The sequence below is a fragment of the Tissierella sp. genome, from assembly GCF_052089545.1.
GTDB lineage: Bacteria > Bacillota > Clostridia > Tissierellales > Tissierellaceae > Tissierella_A.
The window spans coordinates 1-12183 of the sequence record NZ_JBQDAA010000026.1 but is presented as its reverse complement, the minus strand read 5'-3'; the positions used below and the strand labels follow the sequence as shown (position 1 = coordinate 12183).

The 12183-nt window shown below is 29.9% G+C and carries 14 protein-coding genes and 1 pseudogene; all 15 read left to right on the top strand.

Annotated features, from left to right (window positions below):
- Window positions 1-301: pseudogene (locus ACTHW2_RS03640) on the top strand (heat-inducible transcriptional repressor HrcA); the annotation flags it as partial.
- A gap of 33 nt (window positions 302-334) precedes the next feature.
- Entirely contained in the window at window positions 335-922 is a 588-nt protein-coding gene (gene grpE / locus ACTHW2_RS03635) for a nucleotide exchange factor GrpE (protein WP_442262373.1), read from the top strand.
- Between the two features lie 21 nt (window positions 923-943).
- Window positions 944-2770, top strand: a complete 1827-nt coding sequence (gene dnaK / locus ACTHW2_RS03630) for a molecular chaperone DnaK (RefSeq protein ID WP_442262372.1) — start codon at window positions 944-946, stop codon at window positions 2768-2770.
- 121 nt (window positions 2771-2891) lie between these two features.
- Window positions 2892-3995 (top strand): molecular chaperone DnaJ, encoded by a 1104-nt coding sequence (dnaJ, locus tag ACTHW2_RS03625; RefSeq protein WP_442262371.1) that lies wholly within the window; start codon window positions 2892-2894, stop codon window positions 3993-3995.
- A gap of 98 nt (window positions 3996-4093) precedes the next feature.
- Window positions 4094-5011 carry a 50S ribosomal protein L11 methyltransferase gene (prmA, locus tag ACTHW2_RS03620; RefSeq protein ID WP_442262370.1) on the top strand — a complete coding sequence of 306 codons (918 nt, stop codon included), beginning with the start codon at window positions 4094-4096 and terminating at the stop codon, window positions 5009-5011.
- A gap of 8 nt (window positions 5012-5019) precedes the next feature.
- Window positions 5020-5769, top strand: a complete 750-nt coding sequence (locus tag ACTHW2_RS03615) for an RsmE family RNA methyltransferase (RefSeq protein WP_442262369.1) — start codon at window positions 5020-5022, stop codon at window positions 5767-5769.
- Window positions 5769-7064 (top strand): tRNA (N(6)-L-threonylcarbamoyladenosine(37)-C(2))-methylthiotransferase MtaB, encoded by a 1296-nt coding sequence (gene mtaB / locus ACTHW2_RS03610; protein WP_442262368.1) that lies wholly within the window; start codon window positions 5769-5771, stop codon window positions 7062-7064. The genes ACTHW2_RS03615 and mtaB overlap by 1 nt, the downstream gene beginning before the upstream one ends.
- Window positions 7065-7077: 13 nt before the next feature.
- The gene (locus tag ACTHW2_RS03605; protein WP_442262367.1) at window positions 7078-7419 is read left to right on the top strand and encodes a histidine triad nucleotide-binding protein; all 342 of its coding nucleotides are present in this window, start codon (window positions 7078-7080) and stop codon (window positions 7417-7419) included.
- Window positions 7420-7526: 107 nt separating this feature from the next.
- The gene (rpsU, locus tag ACTHW2_RS03600) at window positions 7527-7709 is read left to right on the top strand and encodes a 30S ribosomal protein S21 (RefSeq protein WP_442262366.1); all 183 of its coding nucleotides are present in this window, start codon (window positions 7527-7529) and stop codon (window positions 7707-7709) included.
- A gap of 16 nt (window positions 7710-7725) precedes the next feature.
- Complete coding sequence (locus ACTHW2_RS03595) at window positions 7726-8157, top strand: GatB/YqeY domain-containing protein (protein ID WP_442262365.1); 432 nt, start codon at window positions 7726-7728, stop codon at window positions 8155-8157.
- Window positions 8158-8282: 125 nt separating this feature from the next.
- Complete coding sequence (locus ACTHW2_RS03590) at window positions 8283-9569, top strand: NfeD family protein (protein WP_442262364.1); 1287 nt, start codon at window positions 8283-8285, stop codon at window positions 9567-9569.
- Window position 9570: 1 nt separating this feature from the next.
- Entirely contained in the window at window positions 9571-10560 is a 990-nt protein-coding gene (gene floA / locus ACTHW2_RS03585; protein WP_442262363.1) for a flotillin-like protein FloA, read from the top strand.
- Window positions 10561-10571: 11 nt separating this feature from the next.
- The gene (locus tag ACTHW2_RS03580) at window positions 10572-11162 is read left to right on the top strand and encodes a hypothetical protein (RefSeq protein ID WP_442262362.1); all 591 of its coding nucleotides are present in this window, start codon (window positions 10572-10574) and stop codon (window positions 11160-11162) included.
- Between the two features lie 108 nt (window positions 11163-11270).
- Window positions 11271-11549 (top strand): sporulation protein YqfC, encoded by a 279-nt coding sequence (gene yqfC / locus ACTHW2_RS03575; protein WP_442262361.1) that lies wholly within the window; start codon window positions 11271-11273, stop codon window positions 11547-11549.
- Between the two features lie 10 nt (window positions 11550-11559).
- Window positions 11560-12183 (top strand): sporulation protein YqfD (locus ACTHW2_RS03570; RefSeq protein WP_442262360.1); only part of this gene is annotated, 624 nt, incomplete at its 3' end.

The following is a 12183-nucleotide window of genomic DNA, read 5'->3' as shown; positions in this document are numbered from 1 at the left end:
TAAAGATATAGAGAAAGCTAAATCTCTTATGTCATTTATTGAAAATAAGGATTTAATATTAAATATGTTAGCTAATACTTCTTCAAATGAAGATGTAAATATTATAATTGGGAATGAAAATATATATTCCCCCATAAAAGATATAAGTATTATAACAAGCTCTTACAAAACAGGAGATAAAATATTTGGAAGGGTAGGACTTATTGGGCCTATGAGGATGGATTATGGCAATTTAATCAATATTTTAAAAACATTCTCTAAAGATATAAATAAGGCGATGAATTTTTTATTGGATGATTAGATATGGATAAATAATTGAATCTGAGGTGAAAAAATGAAAAATAATAATGATGAAAAAGAAGATTTAAAAGATGAAAATGTAGAAGACTTGGAATGGGAAGAAAGAAGAGAAACAGATAATGATGATAATCAAAAAAAGAGTATATTTAGTAAATTAAAGTCTGAAGCAAAAAAAGATAGTGAAGAATTAGATAAGGCTTTAAAAGAAAATGAAGAACTTAATACCCAACTTAAAAGATTACAGGCTGATTTTTCAAACTATAAAAAAAGAGTAGAAAAAGAAAAAGAGAATCTTGTAAATTATGGTATAGAATCTTTAGCACTTGAAATATTACCTATAATAGATAATTTTGAAAGAGCGTTAGATAGCGAAAAGAACAAAGAAGATTCATTTTATGAAGGTATTAAAATGATATATGATGGGTTCATAGAAACTTTAAATAAAAATGATATTAGGGAAATAGATTGTTTACAAAAACCTTTTGATCCAGAATGTCATCATGCTGTAGGTATGGAAAATACAGAAGAATTTGATAAAGATACAGTAATTAAAATCCTGCAAAAGGGATATCTTATGAAAGATAAAGTAATAAGACCATCAATGGTCATTGTTTCACAATAATATTTATCGGGAGGAAAGAAAATGGGAAAAATAATAGGAATTGATTTAGGTACAACAAACTCTGCTGTAGCAGTAATGGAAGGTGGAGAAGCAACAATAATACCTAATGCTGAGGGTAATAGAACTACCCCATCAGTTGTAGCATTTACAAAAGATAGTGAAAGATTAGTAGGGGAAACTGCAAAAAGACAGGCAATAACAAATCCAGAAAGAACTGTACAATCTGTTAAAAGAGAAATGGGTTCTGATTATAAGGTTACAGTGGATGGAAAGGATTATACTCCACCAGAGTTATCGGCTATGATTCTTCAAAAAATAAAATCTGATTCTGAAAGTTATTTAGGAGAAACAATAACAGAAGCAGTTATAACTGTACCAGCATACTTTACTGACAGTCAAAGACAAGCTACAAAAGATGCAGGAAAGATAGCAGGACTTGAAGTAAAGAGAATTATAAACGAGCCTACAGCAGCAGCTCTTGCATATGGTATGGATAAGCAAGAAGGACAACATAAGATTATGGTGTTTGACTTAGGTGGAGGAACATTTGATGTTTCAATACTTGAACTTGGTGATGGTGTATTTGAAGTACTTTCTACTAGAGGAAATAACACTCTTGGTGGAGATGACTTTGATGACAAATTAATTGAACATATAAATGCAGAATTTAAAAAAGAAAATGGTGTAGATCTTGTAAAAGATAAGATGAGTCTTCAAAGACTAAAAGAAGCTGCAGAAAAGGCTAAAAAAGAATTATCTTCAACTATGTCTACAAGTATAAATCTACCATTTATAACTGCGACTCAAGCAGGACCAGTTCATTTAAATATGGATATAACTCGTGCTAAATTCGAGGAGTTAACTTCAAGTTTAGTAGATAAAACTATGCAACCTGTTAAAGATGCTCTTAAGGATGCTGGTTTAAAAGCTTCAGATATAGAAAAAGTATTATTAGTAGGTGGTTCAACTAGAATACCGGCTGTTCAAGCAGCAGTTAAAAACTTAATAGGAAAAGAACCTCAAAAGGATATAAACCCAGATGAGTGTGTTGCTTTAGGAGCAGCTATTCAAGGTGGAGTTTTAAGTGGTGAGGTAAAAGATTTATTATTACTAGATGTTACACCTCTTTCATTAGGACTTGAAACATTAGGTGGAGTAACTACGAGACTTATTGAAAGAAATACAACTATTCCTACAAAAAAATCTCAAACATTTACGACAGCAGCAGAAAATCAAACTTCAGTGGATATACATGTACTGCAAGGTGAAAGAGAAATGGCAGCAGACAATACTACACTTGGTAGATTCCAACTTACTGGAATACCATCAGCTCCAAGAGGAGTACCTCAAATAGAAGTTACCTTTGATATAGATGCAAATGGTATAGTAAATGTTAGTGCTAAGGATCTAGGCACAGGAAAAGAGCAAAGAATAACTATAACATCTTCTTCAAATCTTTCAGACGATGAAATAGATAAAAAAGTTAAAGAAGCAGAAAAGTTTGCTGAAGAAGATAAGGAAAAGAAAGAAGCTATTGAAGTTAGAAATACAGCTGATACATTAGTATATCAAACAGAGAAAACTTTAAAAGACTTGGAAGGTAAGATTTCAGATGATGAAAAATCAACTGTAGAATCTAAATTAGAAGAGTTGAAAAAATCATTAGAATCTGATAACATGGAAGAGATAAAAGCAAAGACTGAAGAACTTAACCAAGAGTTTGCTAAAGTTTCAGAAAAACTATATCAAGATGCAAATGCAGGTGAAGCTTCTGCAGAAGGAGATTCTCCAGAAGATGATGTAGTAGAAGGCGACTATGAAGTAGTCGATGAAGATGAAGAAGAGTAAAAAGTAGATTAAAACTAGTATCGGAATTAAGATATAAATAAATTCAAAGCTAAATCTTTTGATTTAGCTTTGAACTTTTTAATGCTAAGTTTTACATCTTGTAGAAAGTGAGGAATTTTGTTTGAGAGACTATTATGAAATACTAGGATTAGAAAAAGATGCTAGTGAAGATGAAATAAAAAGAGCCTATAGACAGATAGCTAAAAAATATCACCCAGATTTGAATCCAGATGACAAAGAAGCAGAGCAAATGTTTAAAGAAGCTACAGCTGCTTATGAGATACTTAGAGATCCAGAGAAAAGATCTAGATATGATAGATTTGGAGAAAGTGGAGTAGATCCTAGCAGCCAAGGATTTGGTGGATTTGGAGATATATTTGAAGATATATTTGATATTTTCGGAGGAGGCTTTTCAAATAGTAGAGGAAGAAGAGGCCCTGTACAAGGTAATGACTTAAGATACGGACTAAATATAGATTTAAAAGATGCTGTATTTGGTGCAGAAAAGACTGTAAATATAAGAAGAGAAGAGACTTGTACAACTTGTGAAGGAGATGGCTCAAAGCCTGGGACAAGCAAAGAAACATGTAGTAGATGTGATGGAACAGGTGAAGTTAGATATGCCCAACAAACTCCATTTGGACAATTTGTAAGAAGTGCCACTTGTGATACATGTGAAGGAACAGGAGAAATGTTTGAAGAAAAATGTGATACATGTGGAGGTAGTGGAAAAGAATATAAAAATAGAGAAATAAAAATAAACATACCACCTGGAGTAGATAACGATTCAGTTATATCTATGAGAGGTGAGGGTGAAGCAGGAGAAAAAGGTGGACCTCCAGGAGATTTATATATATATATAAGCGTAGGAGAAGATCCTATATTTAAGAGGGAAAGAAATAATATATTTGTAGAAATACCTATTACTTTTCCAGAAGCAGTTCTTGGTTCTCAAATAGAAGTTCCAACTTTAGAAGGAATTGAAAAATTCGATCTTCCTAAAGGAACTCAAACTAATACTAGGTTTAAACTTAAAAACAAGGGAGTACCAAATTTAAGAGGTGGAGGAAAGGGAGATTTATACTTTACTGTTGTAGTCCAAGTTCCAAAGTCTATAAATAAAAAACAAGAAGAATTATTATTAGAATTTTCTAATGGTATGGGAGAAGAACTTCATAAACACAAAAAAGGATTTTTTGATAAGGTTAAAGATGTATTTAAATAAAACTATCGCCTCTTATGAGGGGATAGTTTTTTTAAGCTAGAAAATAAACTTTTTTTAAGATATAATTAAGATAATATAAAAATAGGAAGTGTTTAGTGATGAAATGGATAGAAGTAGATACTGTTATATCTAAAGATGATGAAGAAATAGTTTCGAGTATATTTTATGATGCTGGGGCAAGTGGCTTAGATATAGAAGATGCAAATGATTTAATAGATTTATCTAATAGAAAAAAGGATTGGGATTTTTTAGACATTGACATAGAAAGTTTAAACTTAGATGATATAAAGATAAAAGCTTACTTTTCACAAGCGGACGATGTGAATAGTATATTATCATTTTTGAAAGAAAATATAGAAGAAAAAGAACTTGGAAAAATCACTACTAAAGAAATAGAAGATGAAGATTATATAAATAATTGGAAAAAATATTTCAAAACTTTTAAAATTGGTGAAAATATAGTTATAAAACCTTCTTGGGAAGAATATGAGGGAAAAAATGAAGATATTATAATAGATATAGACCCTGGTATGGCATTTGGTACAGGTACACATGAAACAACGTCTCTTTGTATAGAAGCATTAGAGAAATATTTGAAAAATGAAGATATAGTTTTTGACATAGGTTGTGGAAGTGGAATTTTAAGTATTGCAAGTGCAAAGCTTGGTGCTAAAAAGGTAACTTCTATAGACTTAGATCCACTTTGTGTAAAGGTATCTAAGGAAAATATATTAAAAAACAATTTAAAAGATAAGATAGAAGTTAAAAAGGGAAACTTGCTAGATGTTTTATATGGAGAAGCAGATCTAATTGTGGCTAATATAATAGCAGAAGCTATAATTACTATGACAGATAGTATAAGAAATTATTTGAAAGATGGAGGCATCTTTATATCTTCTGGTATAATATTAGAAAAAAAAGATGAAGTTTTACAGGCATTAAAAGATAATAGTTTTGAAATAAAAGAAATAAAGTCACAAGGGGAATGGGTAGCTATAATATCCATTAAAAGATAGGTGGTAAAATGCATAGATTTTTTGTAAATAAAAAAGCTATAAAGGATAAAGAGATAAAAATAAGAGGTAAAGATTTTAATCATATTAAAAATGTTTTAAGAATGGGTGAAGGGGATAAGATGGAAATATCTTCCCAGGAAAAACTATATCTAGGAGAGATAATAACCTTTTTAGAAGATTCTATTATTATAAATATATTAGAATCTGAAGAATTGTCAGGAAATGATGTGGAAATAAGATTATTCCAAGGATTGGCTAAGGGTAGTAAAATGGATTTAATAATTCAAAAAGGGACAGAAATAGGTATAAAGAAATTTTATGCTGTTTCGACTCATAGAACTGTAGTAAAGATAAATAATGAAAAAAAGAAAAAAGCTCGTTTAAAAAGATGGAATACTATAGCAGAAGAAGCGGCTAAACAATCAAAAAGAGACCACATACCTGAAGTTAAAGATATTTTAACTTTTAAATCTATGGTGAACATTTTAAAGACGGAAGAAACTATTATAATTCCATATGAGGATGAAGAAAATATTTCTATAGGAAAAGTTTTAAAAAAGGTTAAATCAAAAAATAAAAAAAGAATAAATTTGATTATAGGGCCAGAAGGTGGTTTCGAAATGGATGAGATAGAGGCTATGAAGGAGATAGGTGGAAAAGTAGTAACACTTGGGTCTAAAATTTTAAGAACTGAAACAGCAGGTTTTGTTGCTTCTACTATTATACTTTATGAGTTTTCAGAAATAGGAGTGATTTAATGAAAAGAGTAGCATTTCATACTTTAGGTTGTAAAGTAAACCAATATGAAACTGGAGCCATGGAAAAAATATTTGAAGATAGGGGTTATTCTATAGTTAGTGATAGTGATGTAGCTGATATATATGTTATAAACACTTGCACAGTTACCAATCTTTCTGATAGAAAATCTAGACAATTTATAAGAAGAGTAAAGAGACAAAATGAAGAATCTGTAATAGCTGTAGTAGGTTGTTATTCACAAGTTTCACCTGAAGAAATAGAAGACATACCAGTTGTAGATGTTATAATGGGTACAACTGAAAGAAATAGAATAGTAGATTTATGTGAAATGGCTAAAATGGAAAATAAAAAGGTAAATATAGTAAAAGATATTAAGGAAAATAGATCCTTTGAAAAGCTTGAAATAGACAATGTAAACTCTAAAACTCGTGCCTATATAAAAATTCAAGATGGATGTAATCAATACTGTTCCTACTGTATAATACCATATGCTAGAGGACCTATAAGAAGTAGAGGGTTAGAAGATATAATAGAAGAGGCGGAAACTCTTTCTAAAGTTGGATTTAAAGAATTAGTTTTAACTGGGATCCACGTTGCATCTTATGGAAAAGATTTGAAAAATATTTCTCTTATCGATGTTATAGAAAAGATTTCTCAAATAAAGGGAATACAAAGAATAAGACTTAGCTCAGTAGAGCCAAACCTAATAGATGAGGAGTTTATGAAAAGAATAGTTAATACTAAAAAGGTGTGTGATCACTTTCATTTATCCCTGCAAAGTGGTTCGGATGAGGTTTTAAAAAGGATGAATAGAAAATATACAGTAGAGGAATTTAAAGAAAAAACTGATATAATAAGAAGATTTATGCCGGATGCAGGTCTGACTACAGATATAATAGTAGGTTTTCCTGGAGAAACAGAAGAAGAATTTAATGAAACATTAGAACTTGTAAGAAAGATAGAATTTTCAAAGATACATGTATTTAAATATTCGCCAAGAGAGGGAACTCCTGCAGCAAAATCAAAAGAACAAATAAATGGAAAGATTAAAAATGAAAGAAGTAAAACTCTTATAAAGTTAAGTGAGAAGCTAACTGATAAGTTTAATTCTAGATTTATAGGAAAAAAATTAGATATATTATTTGAAGAAGAAAATTCAAAAAATGATCATATATATGAGGGATATACTAGAAATTATATAAGAGTTAAAAGTCATTTTGATAAAGATGTAATAGGTGAAATCCTAGAGATAGATATAATTGATAAGGATGGAGAAATATTGATAGGAAAATAAGGAGGAAAAAAGGATGAAAGATTGCTTGTTTTGTAAAATAATAAATGGAGAAATAGAAAGTGAGTTTTTATATGAGGATGATGAAATAGTAGCATTTAATGATATAAATCCCACAGCACCAGTTCATATTTTAATTATACCTAAAGACCATATTGCTTCTGCAGATGACATAAACGAAGAAAATGCACATCTTATTGGCAAGATATTTATAGTAGCAAAAAAGCTTGCAAAAGAAATGGGACTTAAAGATGGCTATAGAATAGTCAACAATTGTAAAGGGGATGGAGGTCAAACTGTAGATCATATACATTTTCATCTTATAGGTGGTAGACAAATGCTATGGCCAGCAGGTTAAAAAAATCTTGAATTAAATTTAACTTTAATGTATAATGAAATAGTATGAAGAATCTACCAGTTAATAGTATAGTAACACTCTAATGGGTAGAGGGGAGGGAAATATACATGTCAGAAATAAAATTAGGCGAAGGTGAATCTCTAGAAAGTGCTTTAAAAAGATTTAAAAGACAGTGTGCACGCTCTGGAGTAATAGGTGAAGCAAGAAAAAGAAAACACTATGAGAAACCTAGTGTTAAAAAGAAGAAAAAGGCTGAAGAAGCTAAAAGGAAAAATAAAAAAAGATACTAATCGAGAAGGTGAAAGTATGTCCCTTGAAAAAAAGCTTATGGAAGATTTAAAAACCTCCATGAAAAAGAAAGATACTATTAGAAAAAATACTATAACCCTGGTAAGAGCAGCTATTAAACAAATTGAAGTTGATGAAAGAAGAGAAGTTAAAGAAGACGAAATTGTTGAAATAATTTCCAAACAATTAAAAGAAAAAAGAATTGCTATTAAGGATTTTAAAAAAGGAAATAGAGAAGATCTTATAAATACAACTAATAAAGAAATAGAAATTCTTTTGACATACCTTCCAAAACAACTTACAGAAGAAGAAGTTGAATTAATAGTAGATGATACTATTAAAGAAGTGGAAGCATCTTCTATGAAAGATATTGGACTTGTTATGAAAACTGTTATGCCAAAGGTAAAAGGCAAAACAGATGGTAAAATAGTTAAGAAGAAATTAACTTAGCCTGGATCAGATTCCAGGCTTTTTTATTATTAAAAATAGAATAAAAGGGTAATGATATTAGAGAGATGCTTAAAAGAAAGAATTTATTTATATTTTATAAATATAAATGTAGTGGAGGTGGATTTATGAAAAATAAAAGAATACTTATATTAATATTTACATTTTTATTAGTTTTAGGATCTTTTGGTTTTGCTGATGATAACAGTGATGAGGTATATGTAGTTCCTATAAATGGAGAAATAAATAGAGCTACTTCAAACTTTGTAAAAGATGCTATAAAAGATGCAAATGAAAATAATCCAAAAGCTATAATATTTGAAGTTGATACCTATGGTGGATTGGTAGATGAGGCAATTGAAATAAAAGATGCTATACTTTCTACAAGCGTACCAACAATATCATTTGTAAATAACAAAGCTGTATCTGCAGGGGTCCTTGTAACTATAGCAAGTGAGAATGTTGTAATGTCTACAAACGCAACTATCGGATCAGCAGAAACTATTCCAAATACAGAAAAAAATCTTTCGTTTTGGAGGTCTGTATTAAGAGATACTGCTGCTTATAGAGGTAGAGATGAGCAAGTTATTCAAGCTATGGCTGATAAAGATATTGAGATAGAAGGCCTAAATAAAAAAGGAAAACTTGTAAATCTTACATCAAGCGAAGCTTTAGAATATGAAATAACAGACCATATATCAGATGATTATAATGATATATTGTCTAAATTTGATATTGCAAATGCTGATATAAAGAAATATAAAGAAAGTCTTCAAGTAAAACTTGCAAAATATATAGCTACACCTGCTCTTAGTAGTTTGCTTTTAACCATAGCATTTGTAGGACTTATAATTGAACTTTTGACTCCAGGATTTGGTGTTGGAGGCACTTTAAGTGTACTTGGATTTGGACTATATTTTGCTGGGAATCTTTTAGCAGGAAGTTCAAACTGGACTTCACTTGCACTGTTTATAACTGGACTTATACTTATGGTGATAGAAGGAATAGTTCCAGGCTTTGGATTACCTGGAATAAGTGGTATAATCTTAGTGCTAGTGGGAATAGTTTTAGCTACAGAGTCTTTTAATGTAGCACTAATTTCTCTAAGTGTAGCAATTATAATAACGACTATAATAACTATAGTTCTTATTAAACTTGGATATAGGAGTAAAGTATTTGACGCCTTTATATTAACAGGTGAAAAGAAAAAACAAGAAAAATATATAGTTTCTAGATCCAAGGGTTCTTATTTGAAAAAGACAGGAGTAGCAGCTACAGAACTTCGACCATCAGGTTTTATAAATATAGAAGGAGAAAGGTTAGATGCATTATCAGAAGAAGGTTTTATTCCTTCTGGAGCATCTATTGAAGTTGTAAGGGTTGAAGGATCAAAAATATTTGTTAGGAGGATTTAATATGGATATAATATCAAATTTTTTACCTATAATTATAGCTATAGCAATTATAATTGTAGTTATGTTATTTTTTACATTTATTCCAGTTGGCTTATGGATAACTGCTTTTTTCTCTGGAGTAAAGATAAAAATATTAACTTTAATGGGAATGAGACTTAGAAGGGTTGCACCAAATAGGATAGTTAGTCCTATGATAAAGGCAACAAAAGCAGGTTTAGATATACATGTTGATGAGCTAGAGGCGCATTATTTGGCGGGAGGAAATGTAAATACTCTAATAGATGCACTTATAGCCGCTCAAAGGGGAGAAATACCTCTAGATTTCGATAGAGCTGCTGCTATAGACTTAGCAGGAAGAAATGTGTTAGAAGCAGTACAGGTAAGTGTAAACCCTAAGGTTATAGAAACACCTTTAATAGCTGCTGTATCCAAAGATGGTATAGAAGTAATAGCAAAAGCTAGGGTTACAGTTAGAGCTAATATTGAAAGATTAGTAGGAGGTGCTGGAGAAGAAACTATTATAGCTAGGGTTGGAGAAGGAATAGTAACTACAGTAGGTAGTTCTGATACTCATAAGAATGTACTTGAAAACCCAGATAGTATTTCAACCAATGTCTTGGGTAAAGGTTTAGATTCTGGAACAGCCTTTGAGATTCTCTCTATTGATATAGCAGATGTTGATGTTGGGAGAAATATAGGTGCAAGACTTCAAATGGACCAAGCGGAAGCTGATAAGAGAATAGCAGAAGCAAAAGCTGAGGAAAGAAGAGCAATGGCTGTGGCTAAAGAACAAGAGATGAAGGCAGAAGTTGAATCTATGAGGGCTAAAGTTGTAGAAGCTGAGGCAGAAGTTCCGCTAGCGCTTGCAACTGCTTTAAGAGAAGGAAAAATGGGAGTAATGGACTATTATAATATGAAAAACATATTAGCAGATACTGATATGAGAAGTTCAATTTCGAAGATTACAGACGAAGATAAAAACGAGAAGTAGGATGTGATTAGATGAATTCTTTAATATTTTTCTTAATTGTAATAGGTATAGATATATTTTTAAAGAGTATAAGGGATAAAAAGAAGATTGAAAAAGCAAGACAAAATAAAATGCAAGAACTTAGGAAAATGGATAATGATAAGCCGTTTAAAGAACCAGAAAAAGGGAAAAGAGAAATAAATAAAAATCCTACTATTTCTCAAAAAATAAAGGAAGACAAACAAAAAAAAGAGAAGAAAAGCTTTTTTGGTGAAGGAGAATCTTATAAGAAAGATTACCAAGGTTATAGAGATAGATATGAAAAAAGATATGACAAAATGGACCAAAAGTATGAGGACATAAGTGATAGTTATAAAGATTATGAAGAAATAAGAGATAGTTATAAGAAAATAGAACAACATGGAGAAAGAGAAGGTTTATATGATGAAAATGCTATAAGTATTAGGAAAAAGCAATATAAAGATTTAGATGAACAAGAAAGTGTTAAAACTAGTGAAAAAATAGATATCCCAGTTCCCAAAGCATCATCATTTAAAAGTGATCTTTTAAATGGAATAATATTTTCCGAAATTTTAGATAAACCAAAAAGCATGAAAAGATAATATGTAGATATAAAAAGAGCCTCTAAAAGTTAAGCAATTGCTTAACTTTTAGAGGCTCTTTTGTAATAGTAAATATTTTTTTACATATATATAGTTGGAGGGATTTTTATGAAGAAAAACATTAAAAAAGCTAAGTTAAACATTACAAACGCCTTAGAATTACCACTTGATGTAGCTTTAGACTTACCTAAAGTTACAGTTATTGGAAACATTAAAGTTGAGATTACAAATCATAAGGGTATTATAGAATATAAAAATGAAATTATTAGGGTAAATACAAATATTGGAATATTAAAAATAACAGGAGATTCTTTAGAAATAAAAAATATATTTATAGAAGAAATTAATATAGATGGTAATATAGAAAAAATAGAAATAACAAACTAGGGAGGACTCTATGCTAGCCATAAAAATATGGAATTATTTAAAGGGATATGTTATTATAAAGGTTAAAGGACTTAGCTTAGAAAGACTTTTAAATCTAGCTCTTGTAAATGATATTTATCTATGGAATGTAAAAAGAACAAGTAATATAGAGATCGAAGCTTCAATCTCTATATTGGGGTATAGGGAGTTAGAAAAAATAGTAAATAAAGTAGGATGTAAAATAGAAATAAAAGAAAGAAATGGGCTTCCATTTTTTATAGATAAATTTAAGAAAAGAAAAACACTTGGGATAGGTATAATTGTTTTTTTTGTTTTAATCAGTATATTATCTTCAATCATTTGGAAAATAGAAATAATAGGACTTGAACAAATTCCAGAAGAGGAAATAATTAAGGAACTAGAAAACTCTGATATAAAAATAGGTGAATTTAAAAAAGATATAGATAAAGAAATTGTTCAAAATAAAATACTTGAAAACTTTAAGTATATTTCTTTTATACAAGCTAAAATTAAAGGTGTAAAGCTTATTATAGATATTAAAGAAGAAGATATGCCTATAGTTGATAAATATAATGATTATCCAAGCAATATTGTAGCTAAAAGGAAAGGTGTTATTTCAAATATAATAACTAAA